The sequence below is a fragment of the Aeromonas sp. Marseille-Q7275 genome (genome assembly GCF_965119515.1).
In genome coordinates this window covers 18,878-35,768 of the sequence record NZ_CBCPLW010000027.1, presented here as the reverse complement: position 1 = coordinate 35,768, position 16,891 = coordinate 18,878, and the positions used below count along the sequence as shown (strand labels likewise).

At 64.8% G+C, this 16,891-nt stretch carries 15 protein-coding genes; 7 read left to right on the top strand and 8 right to left on the bottom strand.

The features are described from left to right. Positions 1–39 precede the first annotated feature (39 nt). Genes gpsA through ACWPWQ_RS19490 form a run of 3 tightly spaced genes read right to left on the bottom strand, consistent with a single transcriptional unit; the run spans position 40 to position 1,996 of the window. Entirely contained in the window at positions 40–1,044 is a 1,005-nt protein-coding gene (gpsA, locus tag ACWPWQ_RS19500) for an NAD(P)H-dependent glycerol-3-phosphate dehydrogenase (RefSeq protein ID WP_319917439.1), read from the bottom strand. A gap of 2 nt (positions 1,045–1,046) precedes the next feature. Then, positions 1,047–1,517 (bottom strand): protein-export chaperone SecB, encoded by a 471-nt coding sequence (gene secB, locus ACWPWQ_RS19495; RefSeq protein WP_005328525.1) that lies wholly within the window; start codon positions 1,515–1,517, stop codon positions 1,047–1,049. Positions 1,518–1,564: 47 nt separating this feature from the next. Then, entirely contained in the window at positions 1,565–1,996 is a 432-nt protein-coding gene (locus ACWPWQ_RS19490; RefSeq protein WP_025325373.1) for a rhodanese-like domain-containing protein, read from the bottom strand. Positions 1,997–2,333: 337 nt separating this feature from the next. On the opposite strand from ACWPWQ_RS19490, the gene gpmM reads away from it, so the two are divergent. After that, positions 2,334–3,863, top strand: coding sequence for a 2,3-bisphosphoglycerate-independent phosphoglycerate mutase (gpmM, locus tag ACWPWQ_RS19485; RefSeq protein WP_454010569.1), 1,530 nt, complete (start codon positions 2,334–2,336; stop codon positions 3,861–3,863). Positions 3,864–3,872: 9 nt separating this feature from the next. Then, complete coding sequence (locus ACWPWQ_RS19480) at positions 3,873–5,276, top strand: peptidoglycan DD-metalloendopeptidase family protein (protein ID WP_202047951.1); 1,404 nt, start codon at positions 3,873–3,875, stop codon at positions 5,274–5,276. Between the two features lie 117 nt (positions 5,277–5,393). Here the strand turns inward: ACWPWQ_RS19480 and ACWPWQ_RS19475 are convergent, their stop codons facing one another. Next, on the bottom strand, positions 5,394–6,044 hold the full coding sequence (locus ACWPWQ_RS19475; RefSeq protein WP_454010568.1) for a Qnr family pentapeptide repeat protein: 651 nt from the start codon (positions 6,042–6,044) through the stop codon (positions 5,394–5,396). 89 nt (positions 6,045–6,133) lie between these two features. Between ACWPWQ_RS19475 and ACWPWQ_RS19470 the strand changes: the two genes are divergently transcribed. Together ACWPWQ_RS19470 and ACWPWQ_RS19465 are read left to right on the top strand one after the other, a co-directional pair. Further along, positions 6,134–7,141, top strand: a complete 1,008-nt coding sequence (locus ACWPWQ_RS19470; protein ID WP_202047949.1) for a substrate-binding domain-containing protein — start codon at positions 6,134–6,136, stop codon at positions 7,139–7,141. A gap of 126 nt (positions 7,142–7,267) precedes the next feature. After that, positions 7,268–7,657, top strand: a complete 390-nt coding sequence (locus ACWPWQ_RS19465) for a nuclear transport factor 2 family protein (RefSeq protein ID WP_454010567.1) — start codon at positions 7,268–7,270, stop codon at positions 7,655–7,657. Here the strand turns inward: ACWPWQ_RS19465 and ACWPWQ_RS19460 are convergent. From ACWPWQ_RS19460 to ACWPWQ_RS19445, 4 genes are all read right to left on the bottom strand, one after another. After that, positions 7,646–8,209, bottom strand: a complete 564-nt coding sequence (locus ACWPWQ_RS19460; RefSeq protein WP_454010577.1) for a helix-turn-helix domain-containing protein — start codon at positions 8,207–8,209, stop codon at positions 7,646–7,648. The genes ACWPWQ_RS19465 and ACWPWQ_RS19460 overlap by 12 nt on opposite strands. 263 nt (positions 8,210–8,472) lie before the next feature. Beyond that, a complete protein-coding gene (locus ACWPWQ_RS19455; RefSeq protein ID WP_265435577.1) occupies positions 8,473–9,114 on the bottom strand; it encodes a bifunctional 4-hydroxy-2-oxoglutarate aldolase/2-dehydro-3-deoxy-phosphogluconate aldolase in 642 nt (213 codons plus the stop codon). Between the two features lie 9 nt (positions 9,115–9,123). Further along, entirely contained in the window at positions 9,124–10,920 is a 1,797-nt protein-coding gene (gene edd / locus ACWPWQ_RS19450) for a phosphogluconate dehydratase (RefSeq protein WP_454010566.1), read from the bottom strand. A 61-nt stretch (positions 10,921–10,981) separates the two neighbouring features. Then, on the bottom strand, positions 10,982–11,491 hold the full coding sequence (locus tag ACWPWQ_RS19445; protein ID WP_005328545.1) for a gluconokinase: 510 nt from the start codon (positions 11,489–11,491) through the stop codon (positions 10,982–10,984). 164 nt (positions 11,492–11,655) lie between these two features. Between ACWPWQ_RS19445 and ACWPWQ_RS19440 the strand changes: the two genes are divergently transcribed. The 3 genes from ACWPWQ_RS19440 (at position 11,656) to recG (ending at position 16,767) form a co-directional block, all read left to right on the top strand. Then, positions 11,656–13,017, top strand: a complete 1,362-nt coding sequence (locus tag ACWPWQ_RS19440) for a GntP family permease (RefSeq protein WP_454010565.1) — start codon at positions 11,656–11,658, stop codon at positions 13,015–13,017. A 153-nt stretch (positions 13,018–13,170) separates the two neighbouring features. Next, positions 13,171–14,520, top strand: coding sequence for a CDP-diacylglycerol--serine O-phosphatidyltransferase (gene pssA / locus ACWPWQ_RS19435; protein WP_454010564.1), 1,350 nt, complete (start codon positions 13,171–13,173; stop codon positions 14,518–14,520). 177 nt (positions 14,521–14,697) lie between these two features. Further along, on the top strand, positions 14,698–16,767 hold the full coding sequence (recG, locus tag ACWPWQ_RS19430; protein WP_454010563.1) for an ATP-dependent DNA helicase RecG: 2,070 nt from the start codon (positions 14,698–14,700) through the stop codon (positions 16,765–16,767). Positions 16,768–16,891 lie beyond the last annotated feature (124 nt).

Genomic DNA, 16,891 nt, shown 5'->3' with positions numbered 1-16,891 from the left:
GCCAACTGGCGGGGCCTTTTGCATGCTGCGGCGGGCAGATCACTCGTCCTTCTTGTCTCGCGACAGCAGGGCGATGGCCGCCTCTTTCGGGTTCTTGCCTTCGTACAGCACCTTGAAGATCTGCTCGCAGATGGGCATCTCGACGCCGCAACGGGCCGCCAGCAGATGCACCTCCTTGGTGTTGCGATAGCCTTCCACCACCTGACCTATCTCGGTCATGGCGGTGTCTACCGACTTGCCGGCCCCGAGGGCCAGACCGAAGCGACGGTTGCGGGACTGGTTGTCGGTACAGGTCAGCACCAGATCTCCGAGCCCTGCCATCCCCATGAAGGTCTTGGCATCGGCCCCGAGGGCGGCACCGAGGCGCTGCATCTCCACCAGACCCCGGGTGATGAGCGCAGTCCTGGCATTGGCGCCAAAGCCCAGCCCGTCGGAGAGACCGGCGCCGATGGCGATGACGTTCTTGACCGCCCCCCCCAGCTGCAGACCGATGAAGTCCGGATTGGTATAGACCCGGAACGAGCGGCCGCAGTGGAGCAGCTGCGAGAGATCGTCGGCGAAGTCGTCGTGGGTCGACGCCACCGAGATGGCGGTCGGCAGGCCGGCGGCCAGCTCCCTCGCGAAGGTCGGACCCGAGATCACCGCCAGCGGGATAGTTTCCCCCAGCACGTCACGGGCCACGTCCTGCAGCAGGCGGCCGCTGTCCGGCTCCAGCCCCTTGGTGGCCCAGGCGATACGGGTATCGGGACGCAGGAAGGGTTTGACCCGGGCCAGCACCTGACCGAACACATGGCTCGGCACCACCAGCAGCAGCACGGGTGCGGCCTGCACCGCCGCCTGCAGATCCGCAGTCAGCTGCAGATCGGCGGGGAAAGGGACATCAGGCAGAAACGCCTTGTTGCAGCGATCCTGTTCCAGCTCGGCGACATGGGCGGGATCGTGACCCCACAGCAGGGTCGGATGGCCGTTGCGCGCCAAAGAAATGGCAAGGGCGGAGCCATAAGACCCCGCCCCCAAGACCGAGATTGCGATCTGGTCGGCCATTATCAGGCTTCCGCAGTCGCCTGCTGGGCCTGAACCTGTGCCATGTGCTGGGCAAACAGGGCGTCGAAGTTGACCGGTGCCAGGTTCAGCTGCGGGAAGGAACCCTTGCTCACCAGATTGGCCACGGCTTCGCGGGCATAGGGGAACAGGATGTTCGGGCAGAAGGCGGCCAGGCAGTGTGCCAGCTGCGGCTCCGGCAGGTTGCCGATGGTGAAGATACCGGCCTGCTGCACTTCACACAGGAAGGCGGTCTCGGTTTCCAGCTTGCAGGTCACGGTCAGGGTCAGCACGACCTCGTACACGCCGTCAGCCAGGACATTGGTCTTGGTGTCCATGTCCAGCTTGACGTCCGGCTGCCACTCTTTCTGGAAGATGTGCGGAGTATTCGGGGCTTCGAAGGAGACATCCTTGGTGTAGACACGCTGGATGTGGAATTCCGGTTGCACTTCCTGGTTGTTGATTTCGTCAGCCATTTCGTTTGATTCCTTTTTAAGAAAATGAGTGGGCGCAGGCCCTTAAATCAGCGTTTTTTGGTCACCGGCAGATTATCTGCACGCCATTGGGCCATGCCACCGCTGAGCACATATACCTGTTTGAAACCGGCTTTGCTCAGTTGGCGACCCGCGCCACCAGCGGTCATCCCCGACTCGCACACCACTATGATGGGGGCATCTTTGTGCTTTTCAACCGGCCCCAGATTGTTCGCCTGGATCTGGGTGAGGGGCAGGTGATGGGCGCCGGCCAGATGACCCTTGGCAAACTCATCCTGACTGCGAATGTCCACCACAGTGGCATTTTCACGGTTGATCAGCAGGGTGGCGCCGTGATTGTTCACCGCCTTCACCGGAGAAAAACGAGCACGCACAGTGGTATACACCAGGGTGCCTGCCAGGCCCAACCAGGCTGCGGTCAGCAGCGGGTTGCGGGCCGCAAAATCCAAATACTCTTGCATCTTCTACTATCCAGGGACCAAGACAAGGGCCCGAGTATACATGGGGCCCTTGATAAGATCAGCCATCTTGGCGGCAAAGCGAGAGCAAGCTCCCATCAGGGATTGCCCGTCCCCAGACCGCCTTGGGGAAGGGGCCGCCACCCGCCTCGGGAGAGAGGCGCCAGGGGGAGAATCGTGCACAAAGACAAGCCGGTAACATGCCGAAAACAGTGGGATAACAGTTAAAAAACGAGGCTAGAGAAGGACTTGGCTATCAGGTGACTATTTCGGCAGATGTAGTAATATTACGCTAGTTTCACTTCCCGCAATTCATTCCTATCCGAGAGGACATAGTCTTATGTCAACAGCTAAGAAACCTTTGGTTCTGGTCATCATGGACGGTTGGGGCTACAGCACCAAGCAAGAGCACAACGCCGTTGCCGCCGCCAAGACCCCGAACCTGGACCGCCTGGCCCGCGACTACACCAGCACCCTGATCTCCGGCTCCGGCCTGGATGTGGGTCTGCCGGACGGCCAGATGGGCAACTCCGAAGTGGGCCACGTCAACATCGGCGCCGGTCGCATCGTCTATCAGGAGCTGACCCGCATCTCCAAGGACATCCAGGACGGCGACTTCTTCCAGAACGTCGAGCTGGGCAAGGCTGTTGACGCCGCCGTGAGCAAGGGCAAGGCCGTGCACATCATGGGCCTGATGTCCCCGGGTGGCGTACACAGCCACGAAGAGCACATCATGGGCATGATCGAGATGGCCGCCAAACGTGGCGCCGAGAAGATCTACTTCCACGCCTTCCTGGATGGCCGCGACGTACCGCCGCGCTCCGCCCAGTCCTCCATCGAGCTGTTCGACGCCCTGTTCGCCCGTCTGGGCAAGGGTCGTTTCGCCTCCATGATCGGCCGCTACTTCGCCATGGACCGTGACAACCGCTGGGATCGCGTGCAGCAGGCCTATGACCTGATGACCCAGGGCAAGGGCGAGTTCACCGCCGAGAGCGCCAGCGAAGCCCTGGCTGCCGCCTATGCCCGCGACGAGAACGACGAGTTCGTCAAGGCGACCCGCATCGGCGACGCTGCACCGATGGAAGATGGCGATGCGCTGATCTTCATGAACTTCCGTGCCGACCGCGCCCGCGAGATCACCCGCGCCTTCGTCGACAGCGACTTCACCGGCTTCGCCCGTGCCGCCACCCCGGCGCTGAACTTCGTGATGCTGACCGAGTACGCGGCCGACATCAAGACTGCCTGCGCCTACCCGCCCACAGCCCTGGTCAACACCCTGGGTGAATGGCTGGCCAAGCAGGGCAAGACCCAGCTGCGCATCTCCGAGACCGAGAAGTACGCTCACGTCACCTTCTTCTTCAACGGTGGCGAAGAGTCCTGCTTCACCGGCGAAGACCGCGAGATCGTCGCCAGCCCGAAAGTGGCCACCTATGACCTGCAGCCGGAAATGAGCTCCGAAGAGCTGACCGACAAGCTGGTCGGTGCCATCAAGAGCGGCAAGTACGACGTCATCATCTGCAACTACCCGAACGGCGACATGGTTGGCCACACCGGTGTGTTCGATGCGGCCGTCAAGGCCTGCGAAGCCGTTGACCACTGCATCGGTCGCGTCACCGAGGCCCTGGCCGAAGTGGGTGGCGAATGCCTGATCACCGCCGACCACGGCAACGCCGAGAAGATGCTGGACGAAGAGACTGGTCAGGCGCACACCGCCCACACCAATCTGCCGGTTCCCCTCATCTATTTCGGTCGCAAGGCCGAGGTGCTGGAAGGGGGCAAACTGTCCGATCTGGCCCCGACCATGCTGACTCTTATGGGTCTGCCCGTCCCGCCGGAAATGACTGGCAAGCCCCTGATGATTCTGAAATAATCCTGCCCCATGCGGGGATGCGAAGTTATTTCACAGAAAACCAGTCGCGTCGGCCTGTTGGCCGGCGCGCTGTTTTTTTGCCTGGTCGGCGGTGCCGGCACGGCCCAGGCTGCGAACCAGCAGCTGGGGGCCATGCAGTCCGAGATCAAGGAACAGCAGAAGACCCTCAAGCTCAGCAAGCAGGAGCTTGCCAAGCTCAACACCCAGCTCAAGGCTGACGAGCAGGCCATCTCGGCCGCCGCCGCCAAGCTGGATCAGACCAGACTGCAACTGAAGCAGAACCAGCAGAAGCTGGCCGAGCTGCAGCAGGACAAGCTGGCGCTGGAACAACAAGCGAAACACCAGAAACAGTTGCTGGCCAAGCAGGCGGAAAGCGCCTTCCAGGCGGGCAACCACGACTACCTCAAGCTGCTGCTCAACCAGCAGGATCCGGCCAAGCTGAGCCGCTCTCTCGATTACTACGACTATCTCAACAAGGCCCGTATCGAGGCCATAGACGCCCTGCGCGCCACCCGCAACAAGCTGGCGAAAAACCAGCTGGCCACCAAAGAGACCGAGACCCGGCTGCAGACCCTGCTCGGCGAACAGCAGCAGCATCACCAGAGCCTGCTGGCCAGCCAGCAGAGCCGGGCCAAGGTGCGCAACCAGTTGCAGCAATCGGTGCAAAACGACGAGCAGAAGCTCACCAAGCTGGTCAAGGCGGAGAAGGCCCTGAAGGCCCGGCTGGAAGAGCTGCGCCGCCAGCGGGAAGAGCAGGAACGGCGCGAACGGGCCGAGCGGGAGCGCCTCGCCAAGATCAAGGCCGAGCAGGAGCGCCAGCGTCGCCTGGAGGCCCAGCGCCTGGCCGCGGAGCAGAAGCGGATTGCCGAGCAGCAACGGATCGCGGCCCAGCAGCGCCAGGCCGGCGAACAGCAAAGGCTCGCCGCCGAGCAGCAGAGAGTCACCGAACAGCAGAACCGGGTGGCGAAGCAGCAAGCCGCCGCCCGCAGCAGCGCCAAGGCGAGCAGCAACGGCTACGGCGGTCTGAGCACGGGTGGCAACCTGCGCTGGCCGGTACAGGGCCCCATCCTCATCTCCTACGGCTCGCCGCGCACCGCCGAGCTCAAGTGGAAGGGCACCCTGATAGGCGCAAGCGAGGGAACCCAGGTCAAGGCGGTGGCACCGGGCCAGGTGGTCTATGCGGACTGGCTGGACGGCTTCGGCATGCTGCTGGTGATCGACCACGGCCGCGGCTACATGAGCCTCTACGGCCACAACCAGTCGCTGCTGCGTCAGGTGGGCCAGAAGGTGGAGCAGGGCGAACCCGTGGCCCTGGTCGGCGACAGCGGCGGACAAGAGCGCTCCGGCCTCTACTTCGAGATCCGCTATCAGGGCGAGGCGATCAACCCGACCAAGTGGCTGGCCAGACGCTGAGCCAGCGCCCCCTCATCCCCAGCCCTTCTCCCGCGAGGGGAGAAGGGAGCGAATGGCGGCATACCCTCAGGTCAACCGCTCCCCCGTTGATGAAAACTTACCTCTTTTCCACCCCGCTCAGGGGAAGACCACCAGCCCTATCTGTTCCAGCAGCCCCTGCTGCTGCTCCTCGTTTATCAGCACGCCGTCCAGGTTGACCCGGCGCAGATCCAGCCCGGGCAGATCGCACTGACGCAGATCGCAGCCCTGCAGGTTGAAGCTGGTCCAGTCGATCTGGCCAAACTCGGAGCCGCTGAGATCGGATCCCGCCAATGAGGCCCCCAGCAGGCTGGCCCCCTGCCAGCGGTTGCCGCCGAGCTCGCACTTCTCCAGCAGGCAGCCGTCGAAGTTGGCGTAGCTGAAATTGTTTCCCGTAAGATGGGCCTCGCAGAAGTAGCTCTTGACGGTGATCTGGTTGGCAAAACTGGCGTGGGCGAAGTTGATGCCCATGGCCTGGCAGTCGCGCATCTCCAGCCCCAGGCACTGGCTGCGGCTGAGGTCAGCCAGGGTGAGATCGCAGCGCAGGAAGCTCGCCTCCCGCAAATCGCAGCCCTGCAACTGGCAGCCGAGCTCGCGCTCCCGATCAAAGAAGCTGCAGTCGACGAAGCGGCTCTCCCCCAGATCCAGCCAGGAGAAGTTGCAGTCGATAAAGCGGCAACCCTCGAACTGCTGCTCGGCCACCTCCTGCTGCTCGAACCTTTTCCCCTCGAAGCACTTGCCCTTGATCATCCCCAGCCTCTCCTGTGATGGCGTCATATGCTGACTTTGTTGCGCGAAAACGGTAATGTTACCTGTAACATTCTTTGCCGGACCCCGAGATGAACGACACCCGCAAGCGCCGCCCCACCCTGCAGGACATCGCCGACCTGACCGGGGTCACCAAGATGACCGTCAGCCGCTACCTGCGTGACCCGTCCGCCGTGGCCGAAGGCACCCGTGAACGGATCGCCGCGGCGGTGGAGGAGCTCGGCTACATCCCGAACCGGGCGCCGGACATGCTCTCCAACGCCACCAGCAAGGCGATCGGCATACTGATCCCCTCCCTCTCCAACCAGGTCTTCTCGGCGGTGATCCACGGCATAGAGGCGGTGACCCGGCCCGCCGGCTACCAGACCCTGCTCGCCCACTACGGCTACAGCCCGGAGCGAGAGGAGGAGCAGGTCGCCTCCCTGCTCTCCTACAACGTGGATGGTCTCATCCTCGCCGATACCCAGCACACGGATCGCACCCGCAAGATGATCGCCACCGCCGGCATTCCGGTGGTGGAGACCATGGACTTGCCGCTCTCCCCCATCGACATGGTGGTGGGCATGGATCACCGGGCCGCCGCCCGGGCCATGGTAACAGAGATGCTGCGCCGGGGACGGCGCAAGGTGGTCTACCTGGGGGCGCGCCTCGACGTGCGTACCCAACTGCGGATGGAGGGCTACTACCAGGCGATGGCGGACTTCGGCCTGGATGGCCAGCACCTGCTGACCGAGCAGTCCTCCAGCTTCACCCTGGGGGGCCAGTTGCTGGAGCAGGCCATGGCCCGCTATCCCGATCTGGACGGCCTGTTCTGCACCAACGACGACGTGGCGGTCGGTGCCCTGCTGCAGTGCCAGGCCAGGTGGATACCCGTGCCCCAGCAGATCGCCATCGCCGGCTGCAACGCCCTCGACATCGGTCACGCCATGACCCCCAAGCTCGCCAGCATCAGCACCCCGCGCGAGGCCATCGGCCGCGAAGCGGCCGCCATGCTGCTGGCCAGGCTCAATGGGCAACCCCAGGCCGAGCACCGCAAGGACATGGGCTTCTCCCTCTATGAGGGGGAGAGCCTGGGCTGATCCCGCCCCTTCATCCCCCCGGCGCCACCTTGGCGCCTGTGGCCGCCATGATGGCGCGTCCTCCCGGGATCCTCCCTGTTCACTGACTTATGCTGGGGCAGCTTGTCCCACATTCAGGAGCAGAAGATGAACCACACCGAACGATTGAAGACCTGCCTGCAGCGCGTCATCTGCGATCCCGACTTCACCCTGGCCGAGCTCGACGCCTGGTTCAGCCCGGACTACTGCCAGCAGGTGAATGGCGAGACCCTCGACTACGCCGCCTTTCGCCAGCATATCGCCGCCTTGAGAAACCATCTGGCCGAGGCCACCATCGAGTTTGTCGCCACCCTGGAGCTGGGGGAGCGGGTCCACTCCACCCACCTGGTTCGAGCCACCCGCCAGGATGGCGGCACCCTGGCCTGCAAGGTGAGCGGCCTCTTCACCTTTCGCGAGGGCCGGCTCTGTCACACCGAGGAGGTCACTTGCCTGCTGGCGGGGGGCAAGGGGGACGCAGACATAGGCTCACGGCGCTGAGCCGCGGCCCATCACCCGCGCCAGGGCCGCCGAGAAGGCGTCGGGATCCTCATAGCCGAGGATCCCGGCAATCTCGGCAGGCACCATCCCCTGGTGCTGCAACTGACGGGCCCGCCCCATCAGCACCCGCTCCCGCCACTGGCGAAAACTGCACCCCAGCTGCCGGGCAAAGAGGCGATTGAGGGTGCGCACCGAGGCGCCGCAATCGACCGCCAGCGCCTCCAGCGTCACCTTGACGGAGGGGGCCTGACACAGCCTCTCCAGCACCCGCAGCAGGCGCGGATCCAGATCCGCGGCCAGGGGGAGCTGCCCCGCGAGCGGAGCGGCGAGTGCCAGCTCGTGGCGCAGCACCTTCAGATAGGCGTCCCGCGCCTCCCCCTCCTCCAGCTCGGGCAGACGGGCGAAGAGGTCCACCAGCATGGGGCTCACCTGCAACTGGCTGAAAGTGGTAGATGCCGGTTGCGGGGTGTAGAGCAGCGAGAGCCGGGAGTGGCGCAGCACGCGAAACTCGTGTGCCCAGCCGGCGGGGATCAGGCAGAGCTGGCCGGCCACCAGCAAGCCGCCGCCGTCGCAGCCTGTGATGACGCCACCGCCCTGGTGCAGGTTAGCAGTACTGGGCCTGGGGGTGGCTGTGCAGCGCGGTGAGGTGCCCTAGCGGGTAGGCGTGATGAAGAAAGCTCATAAGGGGCGGCAGCGTGGAGGACAGGCCCCCGACCTTAAGCCAGCCGGCGGCTCAGTGTAAATGGCCTTCCGGAGGCGGAAAAACAACAGGCCACCCAAGGGTGGCCTGTTCAATTTATCTAGACGATGGGCGCTTAGCGTTTAACCATTTCAACCGCTTCCCGGGAGAGGCGGGTCACCTCCTCCCAGTTGCCGCTCTTGACCGCATCGGCGGGCAGCATCCAGGAGCCGCCGACCGTGGCCACGCATTTGAGCGCCAGGTAGTCGGCGACGTTCTTCGGGCCTATACCGCCGGTGGGGCAGAACCGTACCTGGGGCAGGGGGGCGGCAATGGCGGAGAGCGCCTTGGTGCCGCCGTTCGCCTCGGCCGGGAAGAATTTCAGGTGGTCGTAGCCCGCTTCCAGCGCCTGCATCACCTCGGACGGCGTCGCCACCCCCGGGATCAACGGCGCCGTGCTGTTGGCCGCATGGGCCAGCAGGGCCGGGGTCATCCCCGGGGAGATGACGAAGCGGGCACCGGCGGCCACGGCGGCGTCAAACTGCGCGCAGTTGAGCACGGTACCGGCACCGACCATGGCATCCGGCATCGCCTTGGCGATCAGGGCAATGGCATCGAGGGCCACCGGGGTGCGCAGGGTGATCTCGAACACAGAGATGCCGCCATCGAGCAGGGCCTTGGCCATCGGCAGGGCCTGCTCCAGGTCGTTGATGACCATCACGGGCACCAGGGGGGAGGCGGCAAACACCTCGGCAGGGGTCACTTTCCAGTTCTGCATAGCTCTTCCTCAGTCAAAGATGGTGGCGCCGCACTCGGCGCTCGATACCGCGCGACGCATCACGCTGAACAGTTCACGGCCCCACCCCTGTTGTTCCAGAGTGAGGTCGATCTCGGCCTGGGTGCGGCCGCTCAAATCGGTCAGGCAGTCGAGGCTGCCGGTCACCGCGTCCACCCGCAGCAGATCGCCATCGGCAAGCAGGCCTATGGCCCCGCCGTGCAGCGCTTCCGGGGTGACGTGGATGGCGGCCGGGATCTTGCCGGAGGCGCCGGAGAGACGGCCGTCGGTGACCAGAGCCACCTTGTGACCCGCCTTCTGCAGGTTGCCGAGCACCGGCATCAGCTTGTGCAGCTCCGGCATACCGTTGGCCGCCGGACCGTTGTGGCGCACCACGATGACGGCGTCCTGGTTCAGCTCACCGGCCTTGTAGGCCGCCTCCACCGCGTGCTGGGAGGAGAAGACCCGGGCCGGCGCTTCAATCACCCGGTATTCGGGGGCGACCGCCGAGACCTTGACCACGGCGCGGCCCAGGTTGCCGGATAGCAGCTTGGTGCCGCCGGTGGCCTGGAACACGCTGCCAGCGACGGACAACACGCTCGGATCCGTGCTCTCCCCCACCGGCTGCCACACCAGCTTGCCCTCCACCAGCGCGGGGCGACTGAGGTAATCCTGCATCTCGCCAAACACCGGGGTGGCATCCAGGTGGATCAGGTCCGCCTCGGCCAGGCGGCGCATCAGGCCGGGCACGGCCCCCGCCTGCTCGAAGGCGTTCACGTCCGCCGGGCCGTTCGGGTACATGCGTACCAAGAGCGGCACCACGTCGGAGAGATCGCTCAAGTCGTCCCAGGTCAGCTCCAGGCCGGCGGCGCGGGCCAGCGCCACCATGTGGATGCTGTGGTTGGTGCTGCCGCCGGAGGCGAGCAGGGCCACCAGGCCGTTGACCAGGGCGCGCTCGTCCAGCACCTGGCTCAGGGGGCGGTAGGCCGGGGAGCCCGGGATCATGGCGCTGATGCGACGGGCCGCCTCCTCGGTGAGGGCGTGGCGCAGCTCGCTGTGGGGGTGGACGAAGGCGGAGCCCGGCAGCATCAGCCCCATGGCCTCGAACACCAGCTGGTTGGTGTTGGCGGTGCCGTAGAAGGTGCAGGTGCCGGCCGAATGGTAGGCGCCGCACTCCATCTTCAGCAGGGCATCGCGGCCCACTTCGCCGGCGGCGTACTGCTGGCGCACCTTGACCTTCTCGTCGTTGCCTATACCGCTCGCCATGGGGCCGGCGGGCACGAAGGCGGTGGGCAGGTGGGCGTGGGAGAGGGCCCCCATGATCTGGCCCGGGGCTATCTTGTCACAGATGCCGAGCAGCAGGGTGGCGTCGAAGGTGTTGTGGGAGAGGGAGACCGCGGTGGCCTGGGCGATGAGATCCCGGGAGAACAGGGACATGTCCATCCCCGGCTGGCCCTGGGTCACGCCGTCGCACATGGCGGGCACGCCGCCGGCGACCTGGGCGCTGTGGCCGAGCCCGGCCAGCGCCCCCTTGATGATGTCCGGGTAGCCCTGATAGGGCTGATGGGCGCTCAGCATGTCGTTGTAGGCGGTGACTATGGCCACGTTGGCGCGGGTCATGTCGAGGATGCGCCCCTTGTCGTCACAGCTGGAGGCGGCCACGGCGTGGGCCAGGTTGCCGCAGGAGAGGGAGGCGCGGGTCTTGCCCTGCTCGGCCTGGCGCTGGATGCGGGCCAGGAAGGCCTGGCGGCGGGCGACACTGCGCTCACGGATGCGGTTGGTCACTTCGGTGATCACGGGATGGGTCATAGGATTGTCTCCAGCACGGAAATACGGACGCGATCGACCGGGGCCGGGCGCGCGAAATGGCTCATTGCACCTGCGCCAGGGCGGTGACGGCGCGGTCGACCACCTGTTCGAAGGTGCCATCTATGTCGACGCGAAACACACCGGCCTCGCCATCCGGCCGCTCCAGGGTCTCAAACTGACTCTTTACCATGCCTTCCCGCATGAAGTGGCCCTGCCGTGCCCGCATCCGGTCGAGAATGAGGGACTGGCTGCCGTCCAGAAACAGGAAGTGCACCGATTCGTTGCCCTCGCGGATCTGATCGCGGTACTGCTTCTTGAGGGCCGAGCAGACGATGACGCCGAGCTCGTTCTTCTGCTCCAGGCTGTAGGCCGCATCGCGGATCCGCTCCAGCCAGGGCGCCCTGTCTTCGTCGTTGAGAGGGTTGCCGCCCGCCATCTTCTGGATGTTGGCGCGGGGGTGCAGATCATCACCGTCGATGAACTTGGCGCCCAGGGCGCTGGCCACCTTGAGGCCTATGCTGGACTTGCCACTGCCACACACACCCATCACGATAATGCTCTTGCCCGCCATTATTTGACCTCTCTCTCACTTTTCAAAAAACGTTTACCTGATGGGTTCTAAGTTAGCACGTTACCGGTAACATGTTACCGGTAACGTTGCGCAATGTGAAGTGGAGCACAGAAATGTGCAGAACAACTACTAGAACCATTTGAGGACATTTTATGGACGGAGCGATGAACACACCCGATGTCGCCTACCTGCTCTCGGTAGCCGCTGGCGCTATCGTCATGCTGCTGGTGCTGATCATGCGATTCAAGGTACATGCCTTCGTGGCATTGACCCTGGTCAGCATGCTGACGGCCCTGGCCACCGGGGTCACCTATGACCAGGTGATCCCCACCATGCTGACCGGTTTCGGCGGCACCCTGGCCTCGGTCGCGCTGCTGGTCGGCCTGGGGGCCATGATAGGCAGGATCCTGGAGATGACGGGGGGCGCCAAGGTGCTTGCCGACACCCTGATCAACCGCTTCGGCTCCCACCGCGCCCCCTTCGCGCTGGGGATCGCCTCCCTGCTGTTCGGCTTCCCTATCTTCTTCGATGCCGGCCTCATCGTCATGCTGCCCATCATCTTCAGCGTGGCCAAGCAGTTCGGCGGCTCAGTCCTCAAATATGCCCTGCCCTCCGCCGGTGCCTTCGCGGTGATGCACGCCTTCCTGCCGCCGCACCCGGGCCCGGTGGCCGCCAGCGAACTGCTGGGTGCCAACATAGGGCTGCTCACCGTCGTGGGTCTGCTGGTCGCGCTGCCGACCTGGTACCTGGGTGCCTATCTGTTCGGGCTCTGGTCCGGCAAGAAGTTTGAGCTGCCCCTGCCCCCGAGCGTCACCGAGACCGCAGAGCGACTCTCCGACAAGGCGCCGAGCTTTGGCCAGGTGATCTCCATCCTGCTGCTGCCGCTGGTGCTCATCTTCATGGATACCGGCCTCAATACCCTGGGCGTCATGGGTGTCATCGACAAGGGTGCGGACTGGGTCAACGTGCTGCGCATGGTCGGCAAGACCCCGGTGGCCCTGCTCATCACAGTGCTCTATGCCCTCTGGCTGTTCCGTCAGACCCAGGGCAAGGTGCAGCTCGAGAAGTTCTGCAACGACGCCCTGGCCCCGGTCTGCGCCGTCATCCTGGTGACGGGTGCCGGTGGCATGTTCGGCGGCGTGCTGCGCGCCAGCGGCATCGGCACGGCCCTGGCCGACGTGCTCTCCGACACCGGCATGCCGGTGATCCTGGCCGCCTTCCTGGTCTCCACCGCTCTGCGGGTGGCCCAGGGGTCTGCCACCGTGGCCCTGACCACCACGGCCGCCCTGATGGCGCCGACGGTCGCGGCCACGGCCGGGCTGAGCGATCTGGACCTGACCTTCATCGTCATCGCCATCGCCGGTGGGGCGACCGTGCTCTCCCACTTCAACGACTCCGGTTTCTGGCTGGTCAGCCGCTTCCTCAACATGGACGAGAAGACCACCCTCAAGACCTGGACCGTGATGGAGACACTGCTCGGTACCATCGCCTTCCTCATCGTTGCCATGGCAAGCATCGTCTTCTAACTCCCCCATATCGGGGCCCCATCCGGCGGCCCCGATATGGCGTTCCATCGACATTTTTACGGATTCTTGCTTGGGCCCGTCGCCACAGATTGCTAGAATTGCCTATTCATCGCCCCGAGTGGAACGCTTCATCCCGTGATTTCAGGCTTCTCTATGCATTCATCGGCACATTATCGACAGTTGCTGGCACGTTTACCCCAGATCGCGGTTGCCGCAGATCAGTTCCAGGTACTCAACAGCGCCAAGGATTTCAAGAGCCGTATCCTCTCGCTCATCGCGGGCGCGACCCAGCGTATCTATCTGATCGCCCTCTACCTGCAGGATGACGAGGCGGGACGGGAGATCCTCTCCGCCCTCTACGCCGCCAAGCAGCGCAACCCCGCCCTCGACATCAAGGTCTTCGTCGACTTCCACCGCGCCCAGCGCGGCCTGATCGGCAAGGGCAAACAGGGGGGCAACCACCTGATGTATCAGACCATGGCCGCCCGCCATGAACACCAGATCGAGATCTACGGCGTGCCGGTCAAGGGCCGCGAGCTGCTCGGCGTCCTGCACCTCAAGGGCTTCATCTTCGACGACATCCTGCTCTATTCAGGTGCCAGCCTCAACGACATCTACCTGCACCAGCAGGAGCGCTACCGCTTCGATCGCTATCATCAGATCCACAGCCAGGCCCTGACCCGCAGCATGGTCAACTACGTGGATGACGTCTTCCTCAAGAGCGAGGCCGTGCAGCGGCTGGATCGCCCCGGCATCCCGGGCACCAAGCAGCTCAAGGGGCAGATCCGCCGCTTCAAGCACAACCTGCGCACCAGCCAGTACCGATTCGAGAGCATACCGGCCAACAGCCAGGAGATCGCCATCACCCCCATGGTGGGCCTGGGCAAGCGCGGCAACCAGCTCAACCGGATGATCCGCAACCTGGTGCGGGCCACCGAGCGGGAGATCTTCATCTGCACCCCTTACTTCAACCCCCCCAAGGAGTTGAACAAGGACGTGGAAGCCCTGCTCAAGCGCGGCTGCAAGGTGACCATAGTGGTGGGCGACAAGACAGCCAACGACTTCTTCATCCCGCCGGAGGAGAAATTCTCCACCATAGGCGGCCTGCCCTATCTCTACGAGACCAACCTGCGCAAGTTTGCCGAGCGCAACCAGCACCACATCGACAGCGGCCGTCTCAATCTGATGCTCTGGTGCTGCGACAAGAACTCCTATCACCTCAAGGGGATCTTCGTGGACCAGGAGTGGGCCCTGCTCACCGGCAACAACCTCAATCCCCGCGCCTGGGCGCTGGATCTGGAGAACGGCCTGCTGGTCCATGACCGCCACCACCATCTGCGCGAGCGCTTCCAGGAGGAGCGCGACTGCATCCTGGCCCACACCCGTCGCATCAGCCATTTCGATCAGATCGAGCAGATCAAGGATTACCCCGAGCAGGTGCGCAAGCTGCTTGCCAGGATCCACAGGGTCAGGGCCCATATCCTGCTCAAGCGGATCATCTAAGCCCTGTCCGCCTCCCCTCTCTGCCCCTCCAAAGGCCTCCCGTGTTCGGCAGGCCTTTGTCGTATGCGCCCTCTCGCCCCGCCCAGGGAGCCCCTGCCGCTGCAACGCGGCTTGCATCGAGGCAGCAACAACCCCTATCATCTGGACATATTTACAGTGTTTTCGGGCATCTAATTGATGAAATTGGATAAAATTCCTCTCGATAGCCTCAAGGGCGTCGGCAGCAAGATGCTGGAGAAGCTCGAGCGGCTGGGGCTGGCCACGGTACAGGATCTGCTGTTCCACCTACCCCTGCGCTACGAGGACCGCACCCAGGTGTGGCCCATCGGCGATCTGCCCCCCGGGCTGCACGGCGCCGTCGAGGGCGAAATCCAGGACACCCAGCTGGTCATGGGGCGCCGCCGCATGCTGGTGTGCCGCATCAGCGACGGCACCGGCAGCCTGACCCTGCGTTTCTTCAATTTCACCGCCGCCCAGAAAAACAGCATGGCCCAGGGCCGCCTGATCCGCTGCTTCGGCGAGGCTCGCCCCGGCAAGTACGGGCTGGAGATGGCCCACCCCGAGTACAAGCTGCTCGGCGAGGAGCAGGCCGGCCAGACCGAAGAGGCGCTCACCCCCGTCTACCCGACCACCGAAGGCCTGCGCCAGCTCAGCCTGCGCAGCCTCACGGATCAGGCGCTGGCCCAGCTCGACCTCTATGGCGTCGAGGAGCTGCTGCCCGCCGGTCTCTACCCCCAGCAGATCGAGCTGGCCGCCGCCCTGCGTCTGCTCCACCGCCCGCCCCCCTCGGTGGCGCTGGCCCTGCTGGAGAGCGGCCAGCATCCGGCCCAGCAGCGACTGGTGCTGGAAGAGCTGCTGGCCCACAACCTCTCCGTCCTCAAGGTCCGCGCCCAGGCACAGACCCAGCTGGCCCGCACCCTCAAGCCGGCCCCGGCTCTGGTGGAAAAGCTGCTAAGCGCCCTGCCCTTCACCCCCACCGGCGCCCAGAACCGGGTGGTGGCGGAGATAAGCCAGGATCTGCAACGCAGCCACCCCATGATGCGGCTGGTGCAGGGGGACGTGGGCTCCGGCAAGACGCTGGTGGCGGCCTTGGCGGCGCTGCAAGCCATAGGCAACGGCTGCCAGGTGGGGCTGATGGCGCCGACCGAACTCTTGGCCGAACAGCACGCCATCAACTTCGCCCACTGGCTGGACCCCCTCGGCATCAAGGTGGGCTGGCTGGCGGGCAAGCAGAAGGGAAAGGCGCGGGAGGAGGCGCTGGCCGCCATTGCCGACGGCAGCGTCAAGATGGTGGTGGGCACCCACGCCATCTTCCAGGAGCAGGTGGTGTTCCAGCGCCTGGCCCTGGTGATCATCGACGAGCAGCACAGGTTCGGGGTGCACCAGCGCCTCGCCCTGCGCGAGAAGGGGGAGCGGGAGGGGGTGCATCCCCACCAGCTCATCATGACTGCCACCCCCATTCCCCGTACCCTGGCGATGACCGCCTATGCGGATCTCGACACCTCCGTCATCGACGAGCTGCCGCCCGGCCGTACCCCCATCACCACGGTCGCCCTGCCGGACAGCCGCCGTCAGGATGTGATCGAGCGGGTCAAACTCGCCTGCGAGGAGGGCAAGCAGGCCTACTGGGTCTGCACCCTGATCGAGGAGTCCGAAGTGCTGGAGTGCCAGGCCGCCGAGGACACGGCAGCCGAGCTGCAAGCCCGGCTGCCCGGCCTGCACATAGGCCTGGTCCATGGCCGGATGCGCCCCATCGAGAAGCAGCGGGTGATGGAGGAGTTCAAGGCAGGCATATTGCAACTGCTGGTCGCCACCACCGTCATCGAGGTGGGGGTGGACGTGCCCAATGCCAGCCTGATGATCATCGAGAACCCGGAGCGGCTGGGGCTGGCCCAGTTGCACCAGCTGCGCGGCCGGGTCGGCCGGGGCTCGGTGGCCTCCCACTGCGTGCTGCTCTACCATGCCCCCCTCTCCAAGACGGCCCAGAGCCGGCTCGGGGTGCTGCGGGAGACCAACGACGGCTTCCTGATCGCCCAGCGCGATCTCGAGCTGCGCGGCCCGGGGGAACTGCTCGGCACCCGCCAGACCGGGTTGGCGGATCTCAAGATCGCCGATCTGGTGCGGGATCAGCCGCTTATTCCCCAGGTGCAGAAGATGGCGCGCTTCCTCATGGATAGGCATCCGAGTCATGTCGAACCCTTGATACGACGCTGGCTCGGCTTACGGGATCACTATTCCAATGCCTGATCGAGGTAGATGCAGAAGATGGGCACATGTCCTCATGGACCGTCATCCCAACCATGTCGAACCACTGATCCGCCGCTGGCTCGGCCTGCGGGACCACTACTCAAACGCCTGACAACACACCCCA